The organism is Xanthomonas sp. WHRI 10204 (genome assembly GCF_040202875.1).
Classification (GTDB): domain Bacteria; phylum Pseudomonadota; class Gammaproteobacteria; order Xanthomonadales; family Xanthomonadaceae; genus Xanthomonas.
On record NZ_JBEGDW010000002.1, the window covers coordinates 761,341 to 779,377 of the forward strand.

At 64.8% G+C, this 18,037-nt stretch carries 17 protein-coding genes; 9 read left to right on the plus strand and 8 right to left on the minus strand.

Going from position 1 to position 18,037, the window contains the following annotated elements:
- Nucleotides 1-3: 3 nt before the first annotated feature.
- Both ABQZ00_RS14075 and murJ read right to left on the minus strand, forming a co-directional pair.
- A complete protein-coding gene (locus ABQZ00_RS14075; RefSeq protein ID WP_323538014.1) occupies nucleotides 4-1,092 on the minus strand; it encodes a bifunctional riboflavin kinase/FAD synthetase in 1,089 nt (362 codons plus the stop codon).
- A 271-nt stretch (nucleotides 1,093-1,363) separates the two neighbouring features.
- The gene (gene murJ, locus ABQZ00_RS14080; protein WP_323538345.1) at nucleotides 1,364-2,968 is read right to left on the minus strand and encodes a murein biosynthesis integral membrane protein MurJ; all 1,605 of its coding nucleotides are present in this window, start codon (nucleotides 2,966-2,968) and stop codon (nucleotides 1,364-1,366) included.
- Nucleotides 2,969-3,084: 116 nt separating this feature from the next.
- On the opposite strand from murJ, the gene rpsT reads away from it, so the two are divergent.
- A complete protein-coding gene (gene rpsT, locus ABQZ00_RS14085; protein ID WP_002807888.1) occupies nucleotides 3,085-3,354 on the plus strand; it encodes a 30S ribosomal protein S20 in 270 nt (89 codons plus the stop codon).
- 91 nt (nucleotides 3,355-3,445) lie between these two features.
- Here the strand turns inward: rpsT and obgE are convergent, their stop codons facing one another.
- From obgE to rplU, 3 genes are all read right to left on the minus strand, one after another.
- Nucleotides 3,446-4,495 (minus strand): GTPase ObgE, encoded by a 1,050-nt coding sequence (obgE, locus tag ABQZ00_RS14090; protein WP_055845546.1) that lies wholly within the window; start codon nucleotides 4,493-4,495, stop codon nucleotides 3,446-3,448.
- A gap of 253 nt (nucleotides 4,496-4,748) precedes the next feature.
- On the minus strand, nucleotides 4,749-5,009 hold the full coding sequence (rpmA, locus tag ABQZ00_RS14095; protein ID WP_002807880.1) for a 50S ribosomal protein L27: 261 nt from the start codon (nucleotides 5,007-5,009) through the stop codon (nucleotides 4,749-4,751).
- 12 nt (nucleotides 5,010-5,021) lie between these two features.
- Nucleotides 5,022-5,342 carry a 50S ribosomal protein L21 gene (gene rplU / locus ABQZ00_RS14100; protein WP_005989959.1) on the minus strand — a complete coding sequence of 107 codons (321 nt, stop codon included), beginning with the start codon at nucleotides 5,340-5,342 and terminating at the stop codon, nucleotides 5,022-5,024.
- A 292-nt stretch (nucleotides 5,343-5,634) separates the two neighbouring features.
- On the opposite strand from rplU, the gene uvrA reads away from it, so the two are divergent.
- Nucleotides 5,635-8,601 carry an excinuclease ABC subunit UvrA gene (gene uvrA / locus ABQZ00_RS14105; RefSeq protein ID WP_055845551.1) on the plus strand — a complete coding sequence of 989 codons (2,967 nt, stop codon included), beginning with the start codon at nucleotides 5,635-5,637 and terminating at the stop codon, nucleotides 8,599-8,601.
- Nucleotides 8,601-9,005 (plus strand): acyl-CoA thioesterase, encoded by a 405-nt coding sequence (locus ABQZ00_RS14110; RefSeq protein ID WP_323538013.1) that lies wholly within the window; start codon nucleotides 8,601-8,603, stop codon nucleotides 9,003-9,005. The genes uvrA and ABQZ00_RS14110 overlap by 1 nt, the downstream gene beginning before the upstream one ends.
- 236 nt (nucleotides 9,006-9,241) lie before the next feature.
- Here the strand turns inward: ABQZ00_RS14110 and ABQZ00_RS14115 are convergent, their stop codons facing one another.
- Nucleotides 9,242-9,706, minus strand: a complete 465-nt coding sequence (locus tag ABQZ00_RS14115) for a copper chaperone PCu(A)C (RefSeq protein ID WP_323538012.1) — start codon at nucleotides 9,704-9,706, stop codon at nucleotides 9,242-9,244.
- Nucleotides 9,707-9,729: 23 nt separating this feature from the next.
- Here ABQZ00_RS14115 and ABQZ00_RS14120 point away from each other — a divergent pair, with 23 nt between their 5' ends.
- The 4 genes from ABQZ00_RS14120 to ABQZ00_RS14135 all read left to right on the plus strand — a co-directional run bounded on the left by ABQZ00_RS14120 (nucleotide 9,730) and on the right by ABQZ00_RS14135 (nucleotide 13,479).
- Nucleotides 9,730-10,500 carry an enoyl-CoA hydratase/isomerase family protein gene (locus tag ABQZ00_RS14120; RefSeq protein ID WP_323521836.1) on the plus strand — a complete coding sequence of 257 codons (771 nt, stop codon included), beginning with the start codon at nucleotides 9,730-9,732 and terminating at the stop codon, nucleotides 10,498-10,500.
- Nucleotides 10,501-10,559: 59 nt separating this feature from the next.
- Nucleotides 10,560-11,465, plus strand: coding sequence for an acyl-CoA thioesterase II (gene tesB / locus ABQZ00_RS14125; protein WP_055845560.1), 906 nt, complete (start codon nucleotides 10,560-10,562; stop codon nucleotides 11,463-11,465).
- A 222-nt stretch (nucleotides 11,466-11,687) separates the two neighbouring features.
- Nucleotides 11,688-12,191, plus strand: a complete 504-nt coding sequence (locus tag ABQZ00_RS14130) for a putative signal transducing protein (protein WP_115512268.1) — start codon at nucleotides 11,688-11,690, stop codon at nucleotides 12,189-12,191.
- 94 nt (nucleotides 12,192-12,285) lie between these two features.
- Nucleotides 12,286-13,479, plus strand: a complete 1,194-nt coding sequence (locus ABQZ00_RS14135; protein ID WP_323538011.1) for an RNA polymerase sigma factor — start codon at nucleotides 12,286-12,288, stop codon at nucleotides 13,477-13,479.
- A gap of 194 nt (nucleotides 13,480-13,673) precedes the next feature.
- Here the strand turns inward: ABQZ00_RS14135 and ABQZ00_RS14140 are convergent, their stop codons facing one another.
- The gene (locus ABQZ00_RS14140) at nucleotides 13,674-14,273 is read right to left on the minus strand and encodes an EF-hand domain-containing protein (RefSeq protein ID WP_323538010.1); all 600 of its coding nucleotides are present in this window, start codon (nucleotides 14,271-14,273) and stop codon (nucleotides 13,674-13,676) included.
- A 39-nt stretch (nucleotides 14,274-14,312) separates the two neighbouring features.
- Here ABQZ00_RS14140 and ABQZ00_RS14145 point away from each other — a divergent pair, with 39 nt between their 5' ends.
- Together ABQZ00_RS14145 and ABQZ00_RS14150 are read left to right on the plus strand one after the other, a co-directional pair.
- Nucleotides 14,313-15,227 (plus strand): arginyltransferase, encoded by a 915-nt coding sequence (locus tag ABQZ00_RS14145; protein ID WP_115527318.1) that lies wholly within the window; start codon nucleotides 14,313-14,315, stop codon nucleotides 15,225-15,227.
- Nucleotides 15,228-15,278: 51 nt separating this feature from the next.
- Nucleotides 15,279-16,508, plus strand: coding sequence for an endonuclease/exonuclease/phosphatase family protein (locus ABQZ00_RS14150; protein ID WP_323538009.1), 1,230 nt, complete (start codon nucleotides 15,279-15,281; stop codon nucleotides 16,506-16,508).
- A 259-nt stretch (nucleotides 16,509-16,767) separates the two neighbouring features.
- Here the strand turns inward: ABQZ00_RS14150 and purT are convergent, their stop codons facing one another.
- Complete coding sequence (gene purT / locus ABQZ00_RS14155) at nucleotides 16,768-17,970, minus strand: formate-dependent phosphoribosylglycinamide formyltransferase (RefSeq protein WP_323538008.1); 1,203 nt, start codon at nucleotides 17,968-17,970, stop codon at nucleotides 16,768-16,770.
- Nucleotides 17,971-18,037 lie beyond the last annotated feature (67 nt).

The window sequence follows — 18,037 nt, forward strand, 5'->3', positions numbered from 1 at the left end:
AATCTACCGTTGCGCTGCGTGAGGTGATGTACGGGGATGGTGCGAGGGAGTGGCAGCGGCGGCGTCTGCGTCTGCAGAGCGGTGCGAAGAACTGCCGTGTTGCCCCTCAATGGAAAGACCGGCGGAGCGTGCAACGCTCTCATCGGTAGCAGGCAGTCGCGAGGGGCTCGCTTTGAGCACGGCGCGCGCCTGCTCGGCATCGCGGTGCATCTGCACGGTGAGCGCATCGAGCCCATCGAACTTTTCTTCGTCGCGCAGCTTGGCGACGAATTCGACTTCGATATGCCGGCCATACAAATCGCCCTGAAAATCGAACAGGTGCGCTTCCAGCAATGGCTCCACGCCGGCCACGGTGGGCCGCGTTCCGAAGCTGGACACCGATGGCCACGGCCGCTCGGCTACGCCATGTACCCAGGTCGCGTAGATGCCCGACAACGCCGGGGTGCGCGGAAAACGCAGATTGGCAGTCGGGTAGCCCAGCGTGCGCCCCAGTTGCTTGCCGCGCACTACCCGCCCACCGATGGCATACGGGCGGCCGAGCAATTCGCCGGCAGGCACGAACTCGCCGGCACCCAGCAGCTCGCGAATGCGCGTGGCAGAAATCCGTTCGCCATGCAGGTGCACCGGCGTGATTTCGCCAGCCACAAATCCATGCTGCTCACCCAACGCACGCAGCAAGGTGATATCGCCGCCACGCCGATGACCGAAACGGAATTCCGGGCCGATCCACACTTCGCGTGCACACAGCCGGCCAACCAGCCCCAGGCGTACGAAATCTTCTGCACGCATGGACGACAAGCGGCCGTCGAAACGAATCAGGCCAACGCTGTCGGCACCGAAGTCGTACAGGCCTTCGATCTTGGCGCGCGCCAGGGTCAGGCGCGGCGGCGGCGCGGCCGGGGCGAAAAACTCGCGCGGCAGCGGCTCGAAGCTCAACGCTACCGCTGGCAAGCCCAGCGCACGCGCACGCGCGACGGCGTGCTGCACCAACGTCCGATGCCCCAGGTGCAGGCCATCGAAGGCGCCGATGCAGACCACGCTTCCGTTCGGGAACAGCGTCCCGCCCTCGACGTCTCTAAACAGCCTGCTCATTCCTCGATCCAAACAGATGCCAGCCTTGCGGCCGGCCCTCGCTGATACATAACTTGTAAGTATAGCCGTGCCTGTCAAGCCGCATGGCTCGCACCGAGCGAGCGCAGCGTTACCAACACGCGCGGCCTAGGCAGGCTGCGGCTGGCAATCGGTCCCTGGCCGCACCGTCGGCAGAGACCGGCGCGGACCTGCCACGGCTGTGCGGCCCTTGCCGACTGCAGACACTGGCGGCACTCGCCAGCAGGCCATTGCAGCGTTCGACATCCACGACTCAGTTCTCGCGCAGATGCCGCGGCCGCAAGCCCAACGCCAGTTGCGCGACCACATAGGTCAGCCCGCCACTGCCGACCAGCACCGCCAACCAACCGATACGATCCCACTTCTCCATCACGGTGAACGATGGCAGCCACCACAGCAGGCCCAACAGCACTGTCACCATCGCCGCGCATCCCAGCAGCAGGCGTGCTACATAGCCGCCCCACCCTGGCCGGCGCTGGTACACGCCGGACTTGCCGAGCCAGTACCACAGCAAAGCCAGGTTGAGATAACTCGACAGCGCGCTCGCTATGCCCAGCGCCAGGTGCAGACCCGGCTGCTTGCCCAGCGCCTGCATGACGCCCTGCGCCTTGAGCTCGGGCGGCACCATGATCTGGTAGACCACCGCCAGCAACGCGAAATTGAACACCATGTTGGCGATCAGCGCCGCCACGCCGGCACGCACCGGGGTGCGGGTGTCCTGCCGCGCGTAGAACGCCGGCAGCACCACCTTGAGCATGGCGTAGGCTGGCAGACCGAAGCTCAGGCCGTAGACCGACATCGCGGTCATCCGCGTATCGAAGGCCGTGAACTGCCGATACTGGAACAAGGTCGCCACCAGCGGCTCGGCCAGCAGCAGCAAGCCGAGCATTGCCGGCATCGCGATCAACAGCGTGGTGCGGAAGCCCCAGTCCAGCGCACCGGAAAACGCCGCGCGGTCGGTCTTGACGTGATGGCGCGCCAGCGCCGGCAGGATCACCGTGCCCAGCGCCACCCCGAACACGCCCAGCGGCAATTCCAGAAAGCGGTCGGCCAGCGACAGCCACGACTGCGAGCCATCAGTCAGCTTGGCCGCGATGACGGTGTCCAGCAGCAGGTTGATCTGCGCGATCGATGAGCCGAACAGGGTCGGCACCATCAGGGTCAGCACCTTGCGCACGCCTGGATGTCGCCAGCCCCAGCGCGGCAGGGTCAGCAGATTGATGCCTTTCAGCGAAGGCAGCTGGAACAGCAACTGCAGCATGCCTGCCGCCAGCACCGCCCAGCCCAGCGCGATGATCTGCTTCTCCGGCGTGCCACCCAGCTTCGGCGCCAGCCACACGGCGCCGGCGATCATGCACAGGTTGAGGATCACCGGGGTCAGCGCCGGCATGGCGAACTTCTGGAAACTGTTCAGTGCCCCGCCCGCCAGCGCGGTCAGCGAGACGAATAGCAGGAACGGGAAGGTCAGACGGAACAGATCCACCAGCAGGCCATGCTTGGCCGGGTCGGTATAGACCCCACTGGAAAACAGCGTGGCCAGCGCCGGCGCGAAGATCAGCGCCAGCGCGGTGACCAGCAGCAGCGCTCCACCCAGGGTACCGGCCACGCGCGCCATCAACTCGCGCAGTTCGGCGTGCGGGCGGGTTTCCTTGACCTCGGTGAACACCGGCACGAAAGCGGTGGCAAAGGACCCCTCGGCAAAGAGCCGGCGCAGGAAATTGGGGACCCGGAAGGCCACCCAGAACGCATCGGTCACCGCATTGGTGCCGAAGGTGGTGGTTATGACCTGGTCGCGCACCAGCCCCAGCACCCGCGACACCATGGTCATACTGCTGAATGAGAGCAGGCCTCTCAACATGCCAGGCTTGCTCACGCTGCATCCCTCTTGACAACTGACTTGACGTACATATCTAGGTCCATCATACTTTCGCGCTTGCTTTTTCCACCATACCGATTCTTCAGGAACCCACCACCGTGGCCAATATCAAGTCCGCCAAGAAGCGCGCCAAGCAGACCGTTGTGCGCAATGAGCGCAACACCGGACAGCGCTCGATGCTGCGCACCGCCGTCAAGAAGGTGATCAAGGCCCTTGACGCCAACGATGCTGCAGGCGCCGAAGCTGCTTTCGCCGTTGCTCAGCCCATCCTCGACCGTTTCAGCGCCCGTGGCCTGATTCACAAGAACAAGGCTGCGCGTCACAAGAGCCGTCTGACCGCTCGCATCAAGGCCATCAAGGCCGCGTAAGCGATCAGCTGCGACGTTACCGGAAGCCTGGCTTCCGGTAGCACAGAAAAACCCGGCCTCGGCCGGGTTTTTTGTGTGCCTGTCCGTGCACTCAGCCCGCATTGCGCGCCTCGAGTTCGTCCTCGCGCTGGCGGTCGAAGAATGCCATGACGTCCTTCATGATCGGGAAGGTGCCATCGCGACCCAGCGCGGACACCAGGTACCACGGCGCGGTCCAGCCCAGCTCGGCCACGATGGTTTCGGCAGCGGCACGCGCCTCGTCCTCGAACATCAGGTCGGCCTTGTTGAGCACCAGCCAACGCGGCTTCTTCAACAGCTCGGGGTCGTGGCGCTCCAGCTCACGCTCGATGGTGCGCACCTGATCAACCGGCGACACATCCACACCGCCATCCATCGGCGAAATATCCACCAGATGCAGCAACAGGCGCGTGCGCTGCAGATGGCGCAGGAACTGCGTACCCAGGCCGGCGCCATCGGCTGCACCTTCGATCAGGCCCGGCACGTCGGCGATCACAAAGCTGCGGTAGGCCTCGACGCTGACCACACCCAGATTCGGATACAGCGTCGTGAACGGATAGTCGGCCACCTTCGGCGTTGCCGAGGACACCGCGCGGATCAGCGTGCTCTTGCCGGCATTCGGGAAACCCAGCAGGCCGACGTCGGCCAGCAGCTTGAGCTCCAGCTTGAGCAGGCGCTCTTCGCCCTCTTCACCGGTGGTGGACTGGCGCGGCGCGCGGTTGACCGAGCTTTTGAAATGCATGTTGCCCAGGCCGCCCTTGCCGCCCTTGGCGACCAGCAGGCGATCGCCGTGCTGGGTCAGGTCGCCGATCACTTCATCGGTCTGCACATTGACAACCATGGTACCGACCGGCACCACGATGACGCGATCTTCGCCACCCTTGCCATAGGCCTGGCGGCCCATGCCGTTCTCGCCGCGCTGCGCCTTGAAGGTGCGCTCATGACGGAAATCGACCAGGGTGTTGACGTTCTCGTCGGAGACGATCCAGACGCTGCCACCGGCACCGCCGTCGCCACCGTCGGGCCCGCCAAGCGGAATGAACTTCTCGCGGCGAAAGCCGACACAGCCATTGCCGCCATTACCGGCGGTCACCAGGATTTCTGCTTCGTCGACTAACTTCATGAGCTTACAACCGGGAATTGGGAATAGGGAGTGGGGAATCGGCCAAAGAAAAGCGGCGTGACTCCTGCCAGCGAGCACACTCACCGGCACGACGGCAGAGAGCGAAACGGAGTTAGGAGCCGGCTTTTCCGATTCCCCATTCCCCATTCCCGATTCTCAGCCGTCAAACGAAAAACCCCGCCGAAGCGGGGCTCTCCGTGTCGTTCGCAACCGCGCTGGCGCGGCTACGAACTGGCCTGCATGGAGCGGGCGATTACGCCTCGGCAACCACGCTGACGGTACGACGCTTCTTCGCACCCTTGACCGAGAACTCTACCTTGCCGTTGACCAACGCAAACAGCGTGTGGTCGCGACCCAGGCCGACGCCGGCGCCCGGATGGAACTGGGTGCCGCGCTGACGCACGATGATGTTGCCGGCGTCGATGGCCTGGCCACCAAAGATCTTCACGCCGAGGTACTTCGGGTTGGAATCGCGACCGTTGCGCGAGGAACCTACGCCTTTTTTATGTGCCATGACTGGTTCTCCTTACTTCTTGTCGCCACCGGCGATGCCGGTGATCTCGATTTCGGTGTAGTACTGACGGTGTCCCTGACGCTTCATGTGGTGCTTGCGGCGACGGAACTTGATGATGCGCACCTTGTCGGCGCGGCCATGGGCCACGACCTTGGCGGTGACCGAGGCGCCCTTCAGCGCATCGCCCAGCTTGATGCCATCGCTATCGCCCAGCATCAGGATGGTGTCGAACTTGATCTCGTTGCCTGCTTCGACTTCGAGCTTTTCCACGCGGAGCGTTTCGCCCTGCGCGACGCGGTATTGCTTACCGCCGGTTACCAGAACTGCGTACATGACCAGGTTTTCCTCTGTAGTTATTATGGTCGCACTGACGTGCCCTAGGGCAGACAGGAGCGGGATTGTACTGGCTTAGCCGGTTTCGGGTCAACCTGCAAGCAGGTCAACCGCCGCGCACCGGAATCGGGCGGGTGCAACGCATCATCCGGTCGCCACAACGGCCCGGTCAGACTGGCATTTGGGGCAATTGCCCTCACCTAGGTCGGCGGGTAGGCTGATCGACTGCCACTCATTCCTGCTGAGCACGCTCGCACCACTGCCGGTTCGCCGGCCCGACATCGGATCCCCCATGGCGATGGATTTCATCCGCATCCGCGGCGCGCGGACGCACAACCTCAAGAACATCGACCTCGACCTGCCTCGCGACAAACTGATCGTGATCACCGGCCTGTCCGGCTCGGGCAAGTCGTCGTTGGCGTTCGACACCATTTATGCGGAGGGCCAGCGCCGCTACGTCGAGTCGCTGTCGGCGTATGCGCGCCAGTTCCTCAGCGTGATGGAAAAGCCGGACCTGGACCATATCGAAGGGCTGTCCCCGGCGATTTCGATCGAACAGAAGTCCACCTCGCACAACCCGCGCTCCACCGTGGGCACGATCACCGAGATCTACGACTACCTGCGCCTGCTGTATGCACGCGTCGGTCAGCCGCGCTGCCCGGATCACGGCTTCCCGCTGGAAGCGCAGACCGTCAGCCAGATGGTCGACCACATGCTCACCCAGGATCAGGAACAGCGCTACATGCTGCTGGCGCCGGTGATCCGCGACCGCAAGGGCGAGCATGCGCAGGTGTTCGAACAACTGCGTGCGCAGGGCTTCGTGCGCGTGCGCGTGGACGGCGAGCTGTACGAGATCGATGCGGTGCCGGCACTGGCGCTGCGCCAGAAGCACACCATCGAAGCGGTGATCGACCGTTTCCGTCCGCGCGAAGACATCAAGCAGCGGCTGGCGGAAAGTTTCGAAACCGCGCTCAAGCTCGGCGAAGGCATGGTGGCGGTGCAGTCGCTGGACGACCCGGCCGCAGCCCCGCATCTGTTCTCGTCCAAGTACAGCTGCCCGGTCTGCGATTACTCGCTGCCGGAGCTGGAACCGCGGCTGTTTTCGTTCAACGCACCGGTGGGCGCTTGCCCCAGTTGCGATGGTCTGGGCGTGGCCGAATTCTTCGACCCGGACCGGGTGGTGGTGCATCCGGAACTGTCGTTGTCTGCGGGTGCGGTACGCGGCTGGGATCGGCGCAATGCCTACTACTTCCAGTTGATCGCCTCGCTGGCCAAGCACTACAAGTTCGACGTGGATGCGGTGTGGAACACGCTGCCGGCCAAGGTGCGCCAGGCAGTCTTGTTCGGCAGCGGCGATGAGGTGATCAGCTTCACCTACTTCACCGATGCGGGCGGGCGCACCACGCGCAAGCATCGCTTCGAAGGCATCCTGCCGAATCTGGAACGGCGCTACCGCGAAACCGAATCGCCGGCTGTGCGCGAAGAGTTGACCAAGTACGTCAGCCAGCAGCCCTGCCCTGCCTGCAACGGCACACGCCTGAATCGCGCTGCGCGCAACGTGTTTGTGGCCGACCGCCCGTTGCCGGAGTTGGTGGTGCTGCCGGTCAACGAAGCACTGAACTTTTTCCGTGGACTGTCGCTGCCGGGTTGGCGCGGCGAGATCGCCAGCAAGATCGTCAAGGAGATCGCCGAGCGCCTGGGCTTCCTGGTCGATGTCGGCCTGGATTACCTCACCCTCGAGCGCAAGGCCGACACTTTGTCCGGCGGCGAAGCGCAGCGCATTCGTCTGGCCAGCCAGATCGGCGCCGGCCTGGTCGGGGTGATGTACGTGCTCGATGAGCCGTCGATCGGCCTGCATCAGCGCGACAACGAACGCCTGCTCGGCACGCTGACGCGGCTGCGTGACCTGGGCAATACGGTAATCGTGGTCGAGCATGACGAAGACGCGATTCGACTGGCCGATCACGTGCTGGACATCGGCCCCGGCGCCGGCGTGCACGGTGGCGAAATCTGCGCACAGGGCACGCTGCAGGACATTCTGGATTCGCCACGCTCGCTGACCGGCCAATACCTGTCCGGCAAGCGCCGCATCGAAATTCCCAAGCAGCGCCACAAGCCCAACCCGAAGATGATGCTGCATCTGCGCGGGGCGACCGGCAACAACCTCAAGAATGTCGATCTGGAGATTCCGGCAGGCCTGTTGACCTGCATCACCGGCGTGTCCGGATCGGGTAAGTCGACCCTGATCAACGACACCTTGTTCACGCTGGCCGCCAACGAGATCAACGGCGCCTCGCATACGGTGGCACCGCATCGCGAAGTGGAAAATCTGGACCTGTTCGACAAGGTCGTGGATATCGACCAGTCGCCGATCGGACGCACGCCGCGCTCCAATCCGGCGACGTATACCGGCATGTTCACCCCGCTGCGCGAGCTGTTCGCACAGGTGCCCGAATCGCGTGCGCGCGGCTATTCGCCGGGACGTTTCAGCTTCAACGTGCGTGGCGGCCGCTGCGAGGCGTGCCAGGGCGACGGCATGATCAAGGTGGAGATGCACTTCCTGCCCGACGTGTACGTGCCCTGCGATGTCTGCCACGGCAAGCGCTACAACCGCGAGACGCTGGAGATCCGTTACAAGGGTTTCAACATCAGCGACGTGTTGCAGATGACCGTCGAAGACGCGCTGCGCCTGTTCGAGCCGGTGCCGTCGATCGCGCGCAAGCTGGAAACGCTGATCGATGTGGGGCTGAGCTACATCAAGCTCGGCCAGAGCGCGACCACGTTGTCCGGCGGTGAAGCGCAGCGTGTGAAGCTATCCAAGGAACTGTCGCGCCGCGATACCGGGCGCACCTTGTACATCCTCGACGAACCGACCACCGGCCTGCATTTCCACGACATCGAAGCGCTGCTCGGCGTGCTGCACAAGCTGCGCGACGAGGGCAACACGGTGGTGGTGATCGAACACAATCTGGATGTGATCAAGACCGCCGACTGGATCGTGGATCTGGGCCCGGAAGGCGGCCATCGTGGTGGCACCATCCTGGTGTCCGGCACACCGGAAGACGTGGCCGCGCACGAGGCGTCCTACACCGGGCAGTTCCTGGCCAAGATGCTGCCGTCGGTCAAGGCACGCGAAACCCGCCCGGCCGCAATGGCCAACAAGCCGGATGCGCGCCCACCGCGCAAGGTCAAACCGGAGAAGGTGGCCAAGGTCGCCAAGTCCGCCACCAAGAAAACTGCAAAGAAGAAGGCAAGCTGATGAGCGAACACAAGATCCTGGCACGCATCCCGATCAGCGTGCGTTGGCGCGACATGGACAGCATGGGCCACGTCAACAACGCCAAGTACATTTCGTATCTGGAAGAAGCGCGCGTGCGCTGGATGCTGGGCGTACAAGGCGTCTCGATGACCGACCGCATCGCGCCGGTCGTTGCCGCCACCAACGTCAACTACAAACGCCCGCTGGTGTGGCCCAACGACATCACGGTGGAATTATTCGTCGAGCGCCTGGGCAGCAGCAGCATCACCATCGGCCATCGCATCGTCGACCAGAAGGACGAGGGCGTGCTGTATTCGGATGGCAACGTGGTGGTGGTGTGGATCGATACGCAGACCGGCAAGAGCGCGGCACTGCCGGATCCGGTACGCGCAGCGAGCAGCTGACGCAGACTTGCTCAGATGCAGGTTAGTGATGCACGGCGGCTTCGTTAGCGGGGCCGCCGTTTTTTTGGTGGCGTCCACGGCTGCGAGTGATTGCAAGCCTTGGGGCTCTGGATGCGATGTGGGCGCGTACGATTTCGTCGGCGCCTGGCTTTACTTCGCACCGCACTGACGCATTGCAAGCACAAAGCGCAGGTTGCTGTGCAGCGCCCGATCCGCAACTCGGGGCGAGACGGTTACTACTTCGGCGCGCGCGTCCGTGCCTGTAGCGTGGCCTGTACTTGCCGGCCATCCTGCAAGATAAATAGCACCGGCAACTGTGCGCCCTCCTTCAGCGGCGCCTGCGCCTGCATCAGCATCAGGTGCAACCCGCCTGGCGCCAGCGTTACCACCGCGCCAGGCAACAACAACAGCTCCGGCACGGCACGCATGCGGCTGACCCCATCGGTCTGCAGGGTCTGGTGCAGCGACACCTCGCCAAAGGCGGCGCTCTTGATCCCGGTCATCCGCACTGCATGCGGGCAGTCGTTGTGAAAGCTGCCAAATCCTGCCGCCATGCCCATACCACCGGGCGGCGGAATCCGCACCCAACCGTCCTTGAAGGTCGGCATGCATTGCGCAGATGCGCCTGCACTGACCAGTAGCGCCACTGCGCCAATGACGCTGCGCCGCACGCGCCGCCTGCTGTCACTGCCGTCTATCATGGCCCGACCTCCAGGAGCCCCGAATGAGCATCCAGATCTTAGACCACGGCCGAATTCGTGAAATCCGTCTGGCGCGCCCGCCGGTCAATGCACTGGATACCGCGCTCTGCCAGGCACTGAGCGCGGCCGTGCAGCAGCTGGAAGCCACGGTCGACGGCGTGGTGCTATCGGGCAGCGCACGCATTTTTTCCGGTGGCATGGATGTACCGCACCTGCTGTCGCATGGCACCGACCGCGCTGCACTGCTGGCCAGCTGGACCGCCTTCTTCGATGCAGCGCAAGCACTGGCCAACTGCCCGGTGCCGGTGGTCGCGGCAATCGGCGGCCATGCACCGGCCGGTGGCTGCGTGCTGGCGCTGTGCTGCGACTACCGGGTGATGGCGCGCAGCGCCGATACCGCCCGGCCGTACACCATCGGCCTGAACGAAGTGCAAGTGGGGTTGGCGGCGCCGGAAGGTATCCAGCGGCTGTTGCGCCGCGTGGTCGGTGCGCATCGTGCCGAACGCTTGTTGATTTCCGGCCAGTTGCTACCAGCCGAACAAGCCGCCCAGATCGGCTTGGTGGACGAGCTGGTCGACGGCGAACTGGTCACCGCGCGCGCGGTGGCGTGGCTGCAGGAGCTGCAACAGTTGCCGCGTCAGCCAATGCTGGCCACGCGTGCAGTGGCAAGGGCGGATTTGCGCGCGGCGCTGGCGCCGGAGCTGATCCAGCTGGAGCGCTTCGTCGATGGCTGGTACGCGCCAGATGCGCAGGCCGCATTGCGTGGCTTGGTCGAACGCCTGCAAAAGGCCTGAACGGTGGTACGCAGGCGGCCCGCTATAATCGTGGTCCGTCGCACGCCCAGGCCAGCCCCTTGTCCGCCACCGCCGAACCCGTCGTCTCCGAACTGATCAGCCTGCTATCGCTGGAGCGCCTGGAAGACAATTTGTTTCGCGGCCAAAGCCGCGACATCGGCACCAAGTACGTGTTCGGTGGACAGGTACTGGGCCAGGCCCTGTCGGCCGCGCAGGCCACGGTGGAAAACGGCCGCCAGGCGCATTCGCTGCATGCCTATTTTCTGCGTGCCGGCAATATCGACCACCCGATCGTCTACGACGTCGACCGCACCCGCGATGGCGGCAGTTTCTCGGTCCGCCGGGTCACTGCGATCCAGCACGGCAAGGTGATCTTTTTCTGCGCGGCCTCGTTTCAGGAACACGAAGACGGTGCCGAGCATCAGTCGGTGATGCCAGTGGTGCCGCCGCCGGAAGACATCGAACCGGCCGCACCTCTTGCGCCGGAGGTGCTGGCGAACCTGCCGGCAAAGGTGCAGCGCTGGCTCTCGCGCGGTGGCCCGTTCGAGTTTCGCCACGTATTTCCGCGCGACGAACTCAAGCCGCCCAAGCGCCCACCGTTCCAGCAGATGTGGCTGCGTCTGAACGACCCGATCGGCGACGATGTCGGCCTGCACCAGGTGCTGCTGGCCTACGCCTCGGATTTTCAGTTGCTGGGCACCTCCACCTTTCCGCATGGCATCAGTTATTACACGCCGAATGTGCAGATGGCCTCGCTCGACCATGCGCTGTGGTTCCACCGCCCTTTCCGCACCGACGACTGGTTGCTGTACTCGTTGGACAGCCCCACTGCGCAAGGCTCACGCGGCCTGGCACGTGGGCAGTTTTTCACCCGCGATGGCGTGCTGGTCGCCAGCACCACGCAGGAAGGCCTGATCCGCGTGGTGCCCGAGGGCAGCGCGATTGCCGTGCCGGCCAAGGGCTAGGCGCAGATGGGTGGCGCTACCGTGTCGCGGACTCATCAATCGATGGCGCAGGTGGCGGGCATGCGGCCGGTTCGCCGCGTAGCACGCAAGTGACGCGCCGGCCAGCTCACCGGCGCGCGTGCGGCTCCTTAGTTGCAGCCATCACCCACATCTTTCTTTTCATCTTGAACCGGCGCAGCACTGGCGCCATTTGTTCGGGACCCAACGGCGGTTTCCACCAGCATGCGCAAGATCTTCAGCAGTCAACGTATCGAAACCGCCGAGGGCGTGGCCAATCTATTGCGCAACGCCGGCATCGATGTGCGCATGAGCAATGGCCGCTCGTATGAGAGCAAGCGCACCGGGCAGTTCAGCTACCTGGAGCAAGGCAACGCGCAGGCGTATCCCACCGTGTGGATCGTGCACGCCGACGACCAGCCGCGCGCGCGCGACCTGCTGCGCGATGCACGCCTGCTCGACACCACACGCCGCGATCTGCCGAATGTGGAATACACCTTCCGCGAAGGCGAAAACGGCTCCAGCACCACCGCGCGCAGTTGGGCCTGGCGTATCCGTCTGGTGCTGCTGTTGGTGATCGGCGCGGTTGCGATGTTCGTGGTGATGCGCCATCGCAATGCGCCGGCGCCAGTGGCTCAGCCGGCATCGCAGCAAGCGACGCCGGCCACCGCGACACCGCCTGCGGCAGAGGATGAAGAAGTGCGCGTGCGGATCCAGCCGGTACGCTGAGCAGCTGACGTCAGCACCTGCATCAACCGGCATCGCAGCAGTCACATCCGCCGCTCCCATGCGTCATGCTGGGACCAGGACATGGATTGCGCCGATGCACACCGACACGCTGGACCTGATGTTGCAACGCGAACTGCCGCATGCCGCGGCCGGCTGCCAGCAGGCATACGGCCGCATCGTGCGCGCCTGCCAGAACACGGTAACCGCCATCGCGCTGGCGATCACCCGCGATATCGCCGCCAGCGAGGACATCGCCCAGGAAGCCTTTCTGCGCGCCTGGCAGCGGCTGGCGCAACTGCATCAGCCGGCCAGCTTCCTGCCGTGGCTGCGGCAGATTACCCGCAACCTGGCGCGCGACTGGCTGCGCGCCAACCGGCACCGTGCGCTCAACGGCGAAGCGGCCGACCTCGCCATCGCGATGGCAGCCGACCCGGCCCCCTCGCCCGCAGACCGCCTGCTGCAGGTGGAAGAAGAGATCGCCGCACTCGACATCATTTCTGCATTGCCCGAAGAAAGCCGCGAAACGCTGCTGCTGTACTACCGCGAAGGCCAGAGCTCGCAGCAGGTGGCCTCGCTGCTCGGTCTGAGCGATGCGGCCGTGCGTAAGCGCCTGTCGCGCGCACGTGCCAGCGTGCGCGGCGAGCTGCTGCGCCGGTTCGGCGAGTTCGCCCGTGGCAGCGCGCCCAGCGTTGCCTTCGCCACCGCCGTCACCTCGGCAACGATGCTGGCAGCGCCGGGAACCGCGAGCGCGGCCATCGCATTGGGCGGCATCGGTGGCGCGAGCAAACTGGGCATGGGCGGATTGACCGGCTCTGCCGTCAGCGGTGGCAGCGCGGCGGGCGCACTGAGCGTCTGGCTCGGCATGCCGGCGCTGTTCGCTGCTGGCGCCGTGCTGGTTGCTGGATTCGGCACGTACTGGTCGTGCTGGTATCTGCTGCGCTTTGCGCAGACCGCCGCCGAGGCAGCCGCGATTCGTCGTTTCATGCGCATCGCCACGCTGACCTCGGTGCTGGTGGTGGGCGGCACGCTGCTGTTGAAACATCTGGATACGGGCGCCTGGGCATCGCTGCTGATGCTCTTCGCGGGCATGGCGGTGCTCAACTATCAATCCCTCCGGGTGCTGCCACGCGTCATGCGCCCCATGCTGGAACGCGATGCGCAACGACGCCGCGCCACGCGGGCACCGCTGCTGTATCGCTGCATGTTCAGTCCAGGCGCGACGCTGGTGAGCACCGCGGCCCTCATGCTGCCCATCGTGCAGCACTACATGAAGCTGGGCATGCTCTGATTCTGGCGTAACGTCACCGGCGCAAGCACCAATCGCGAACACTCCGATCAACAAAAAACGGCCTCCTGCTTGCGCGGGAGGACGTTGGTCGATCGGCGCCTTGTTGCGTGTTGCTGTTTACCTGCTGCGTATGACGACAGCGCTGCCGCGTTCGCAGCACGGCGACCGGGTAACGCTCCAGCCACTACAGGAACTCAGTTGCCCGCGGCAGGCTTGGCCGGCATCGGACGCTTGCCGTGATCGCCACGGTCGCCGTGCTCACCCGGGCCACGCGGACCATGCTCGCCGCGCATCTTGGATGCGGCGTCGAACTCGGCCTTGCTCAGCTTGCCGTCCTTGTCGGTGTCGGCCTTGGCAAACCACGCATCGCGATGCTGCTGCATGCGTAGCTCACGGTCGGCGCGATCGACAAAGCCGTCCTTGTTGACGTCCATCTGATCGAAGCGCGCGGCAAACTTCGGGTCGGCCTTGGCTTCCTCGCGACTGATGCGGCCGTCCTTGTTGGTGTCGAATTTAGCCATCCACTCGCCACTTCCCTCGCGACCCGGACCGCGATGACGCGGGCGCTCATCGCGTGAAAGCTTGCCGTCCTTGTTGGTGTCCAACGTGTCGAACTGCGCAGCCAGCTTGGGGTCAGCGGCGGCTTCGCTACGATCGATGACGCCATCGTTATTGCTGTCGAGCTTGCCAGGACGCGGCGCATCGCCGGCAGCAGGCGGAGTGGCGGCGAACACGACGCCGGTGGACAGCGCAGCCAGCACGGCCAGGGCGAGGAAAGGTTTGCGAGACGTCATGAGAAACTCCTGATTGTGGGAACCACACGCGGCACCTGCATGGGCCGCATCGCGTGGGTGGCGCATCCGGAGAGGCCGTGCGCTGCCACCAACACCCACATCAACGAGCCATCGGCGCACACGTTGACGCGCACACCTGGCGTATTCATCCGGCGGACAGTCGCCGCTGTTGCGACGCACAGGCGCTATCCTGCGCGCATGGCCATCCACGCCGACACCCACGACGACCTGCGCCTGTTCCAGACCGGCGAGCATGCCTGCGGCTACTGGCCCGAGCGTCGTGCGCGCGATCTGGTGCTGGACCCACATGACCCGCGCCTGGGCACGATCTATCCGCAGGCATTGGCATGGGGGTTTCGTCGCTCCGGCGACCTGGTGTACCGGCCGCATTGCGAACGCTGCCGCGCGTGCGTGCCGGTGCGCATTGCAGTGGATGCATTTCGACCCGATCGCAGTCAACGCCGTTGCCTTGCGCGCAATCAGGATCTGGTCGTGCGCGTGGTCGCAGCCGAACGCACCGACGAGCAACTCGCCCTGTATCGCCAGTACCTCAAATCCCGGCATCCCGGTGGCGGCATGGACGAGCATGGCGGCACCGAATTCGATCAGTTCCTGATCGGCGGCTGGTCGCATGGGCGGTTTCTGGAGATTCGCGAACCGGCGGTGGCGCATGCACCGGGGCGGCTGCTCGCCGTTGCGGTCACCGACGTCACCGAACATGCGTTGTCTGCGGTCTACACGTTCTACGCGCCGGAGGCGGCCGCGCGCGGCCTGGGCACTTTCGCGATCCTGCAGCAGATTCAATGGGCTCAGCGCGAGCGACGCGCGCATGTGTATCTTGGTTACTGGATCGACGGCCATGCAAAGATGAATTACAAGCGCCGTTTCAGCGCACTGGAAGCCTACGACGGCCGTCAGTGGCGCGGATTACCCGCGACCGCATCGGCGCCGTGAATCGCAGCGCGCGACATCGGCCTGTCGCATCCGGCATGCGAGAATCGCGCGATGATCAGACCTCTTTTGTTGCTTGCGCTGACCGCGCTCTGCGCTGCCTGTACCCATCGCACGCCGGCATTGGCCGCTACCTCCGATAGCGCCACCGGCGACCCTGTGCCGACACAGCTGCGCATCGCCACCTACAACACCTCGTTGTACTCAGACGAGGCCGGCGGCCTGGTGCGCGAACTGCAGGGCGACAGCGCGCATGCACGCAAGATCGCCGCGGTGCTGCAGCGCGTGCGCCCGGATCTGGTGTTGCTCAACGAATTCGATTTCGACCCGGACCACCGCGCTGCCGATCTGTTCCAGCAGCGCTACCTGCAGATCGCCCAGCCAGGCGGCGGCGAGCCGTTGCGTTATCCGTATCGGTATCTGGCACCGGTCAATACCGGCGTGCCGAGCGGCCTGGATCTGGACAGCAACGGCACCGTCGGTGGCGATGGCCGCTCGCGTGGTAACGATGCCTGGGGCTATGGGCTGCATCCTGGTCAGTACGGGATGCTGGTGCTGTCGCGGTATCCGATCGATGCGCAGTCTGTGCGCAGTTTTCAATTGCTGAAATGGAGCGCACTACCGGGCGCATTGCGGCCGCTGGATCCGGGCACCGGGCGTTCGTTCTATAGCGACGCGATCTGGTCGCAGCTGCGCCTGTCGTCAAAATCGCATTGGGACATGCCGGTGCGCACGCCGCTCGGTGTCGTGCATGCGCTGGTGTCGCACCCGACGCCACCGGTGTTCGATGGCGCGGAAAAGCGCAACGCCGCACGTAACCACGACGAGCTCGCGCTGTGGCGTGCGTACCTGGACAACGCCGCCGACAGCAAGCGCTGGCTGTGCGATGACAAGGGGATCTGCGGCGGGCTGGCGGCCGATGCGCACTTTGTGATCCTGGGCGATTTGAACAACGATCCGATCGATGGCGCAGGCCGCCACGACGCGATCCGCGCACTGATCAATCATCCGAGCGTGCTGCAGTACCCCACCCCGCGCAGCGACGGCGGTGCGGAAAAGACCGCCGAATACGCCGCGCAAGGCATCGTGCACACCGGCGACCCGCACCAGGTCACCGGTGACTTCGGCCCGCAAGCCGGCACCATGCGCCTGGACTACGTGCTGCCATCGCACCAGTTCACCCTGATCGGCAGCGGCATCTTCTGGCCGGCCAGCACCGCCCCGGAAGCAGCAATTGCCGATGGCAGCGACCATCATGCGGTGTGGGTGGATGTTGGTTTGTAGCCGGGATGAGGGAGTTGGGATTGGTAACGTCACGTTCTGGAATCTGCCGTACTTCCCAAGCCTGCGATGAAAGGTCCATGGACGCAGGCATTGCTTGCGCTGGCGTTGTAGAGAGCTGACGACAGCTGCACTTCGGCGAGTGACTGCTCGCACAGCTGCCATCGCTGTTGATGGCAAGCGCGTCGACACATGCTTGCAGCTGGTGTTCCGAAAGAAGTGCAGCACCAAGCTGCACTCTTTCAATCAAGCGAAGCGATGCTCAGTCTTGCAGCTGAATCGTCAACGCCGCAGCCGCTAAGCGCGCTTTCTCGCGTGCCGCATCGATACTCTCAGCACGCGCCAACGTGACGCCGACACGGCGGTGGCCGTCTACGCGCGGTTTGCCGAACAGGCGCAGCGCGGTGTCCGGGTCGCGCAATGCATCGGCAACGTTGTCGAACACCGGCACGCCATTGCCGTGCGCAAGCAGCGCGCAGGAAGCAGACGGGCCGCTCTGACGGATGACGCCGCCGTTTTCAGCACCGACCGGCAGGCCGAGGATTGCGCGGGCGTGCAGCGCGAATTCGCTCAATTCCTGCGACACCAGCGTTACCAGGCCGGTGTCGTGCGGGCGCGGCGAGACTTCGCTGAACCACACGTCGTCGCCCTTGACGAACAACTCCACGCCGAACAAGCCCCAGCCGCCCAGATCGTCGGTGATGGCTTTCGCAATCTCCTGCGAGCGCTGCAAGGCGGCAGCCGACATCGGTTGCGGCTGCCAGCTTTCGCGGTAGTCGCCATCCTGCTGCCAGTGGCCGATCGGGTCGCAGTACGAGGTGCCGCCCGCGTGCCGCACGGTCAACAAGGTGATCTCGTAATCGAAATCGATGAAGCCTTCGACGATGCAGCGCCCGGCGCCGGCACGTCCACCGGTCTGCGCGTAGTCCCATGCCGCATCGATGTCGGCCTCGCTGCGCAAGGTGCTCTGGCCTTTGCCCGAGGACGACATCACCGGCTTGACCACGCACGGCAGGCCCACCGCGGCGATCGCATCGCGGTACTCGGCAGCGGTGTCGACAAAGCGATACGGCGAGGTCGGCAGGCCCAGGGTTTCGGCAGCCAGGCGGCGGATGCCTTCGCGGTCCATGGTGAGGCGTGCGGCGCGCGCGGTGGGAATCACGCGCTGGCCCTGATCGCGCTCCAGCGCCACCAGGGTTTCGGTATGGATGGCTTCGATCTCCGGCACGATCAGGTGCGGCTGCTCGGCGGCGATCAGCGCGCGCAACGCGGCAGGATCGAGCATGTCCAGCACGTGCGAGCGGTGCGCCACCTGCATCGCCGGTGCATTGGCATAGCGATCGGCCGCGATCACTTCCACCCCGAAGCGCTGCAGTTCGATCGCCACTTCCTTACCCAGTTCGCCCGACCCCAGCAGCAGCACCCGGGTGGCGGAAGGCGATAACGGCGTGCCGAGAGTAGTCATGAGCGCGGGTCCAGATCGGAAGGGGGCGGCCATTCTAACTGGGCCTTCCGCTCGAACGCTGCCCGCA

Excerpts from the sequence above, each read along its gene's own strand:
- ABQZ00_RS14075 (WP_323538014.1), bottom strand. The coding sequence starts at position 1,092 with ATGAGCAGGCTGTTTAGAGACGTCGAGGGCGGGACGCTGTTCCCGAAC.
- murJ (WP_323538345.1), bottom strand. The coding sequence starts at position 2,968 with ATGTTGAGAGGCCTGCTCTCATTCAGCAGTATGACCATGGTGTCGCGG.
- obgE (WP_055845546.1), bottom strand. The coding sequence starts at position 4,495 with ATGAAGTTAGTCGACGAAGCAGAAATCCTGGTGACCGCCGGTAATGGC.
- rpmA (WP_002807880.1), bottom strand. The coding sequence starts at position 5,009 with ATGGCACATAAAAAAGGCGTAGGTTCCTCGCGCAACGGTCGCGATTCC.
- rplU (WP_005989959.1), bottom strand. The coding sequence starts at position 5,342 with ATGTACGCAGTTCTGGTAACCGGCGGTAAGCAATACCGCGTCGCGCAG.
- uvrA (WP_055845551.1), top strand. The coding sequence starts at position 5,635 with ATGGCGATGGATTTCATCCGCATCCGCGGCGCGCGGACGCACAACCTC.
- ABQZ00_RS14110 (WP_323538013.1), top strand. The coding sequence starts at position 8,601 with ATGAGCGAACACAAGATCCTGGCACGCATCCCGATCAGCGTGCGTTGG.
- ABQZ00_RS14115 (WP_323538012.1), bottom strand. The coding sequence starts at position 9,706 with ATGATAGACGGCAGTGACAGCAGGCGGCGCGTGCGGCGCAGCGTCATT.
- ABQZ00_RS14120 (WP_323521836.1), top strand. The coding sequence starts at position 9,730 with ATGAGCATCCAGATCTTAGACCACGGCCGAATTCGTGAAATCCGTCTG.
- ABQZ00_RS14130 (WP_115512268.1), top strand. The coding sequence starts at position 11,688 with ATGCGCAAGATCTTCAGCAGTCAACGTATCGAAACCGCCGAGGGCGTG.
- ABQZ00_RS14135 (WP_323538011.1), top strand. The coding sequence starts at position 12,286 with ATGCACACCGACACGCTGGACCTGATGTTGCAACGCGAACTGCCGCAT.
- ABQZ00_RS14140 (WP_323538010.1), bottom strand. The coding sequence starts at position 14,273 with ATGACGTCTCGCAAACCTTTCCTCGCCCTGGCCGTGCTGGCTGCGCTG.
- ABQZ00_RS14145 (WP_115527318.1), top strand. The coding sequence starts at position 14,313 with ATGGGCCGCATCGCGTGGGTGGCGCATCCGGAGAGGCCGTGCGCTGCC.
- ABQZ00_RS14150 (WP_323538009.1), top strand. The coding sequence starts at position 15,279 with ATGATCAGACCTCTTTTGTTGCTTGCGCTGACCGCGCTCTGCGCTGCC.
- purT (WP_323538008.1), bottom strand. The coding sequence starts at position 17,970 with ATGACTACTCTCGGCACGCCGTTATCGCCTTCCGCCACCCGGGTGCTG.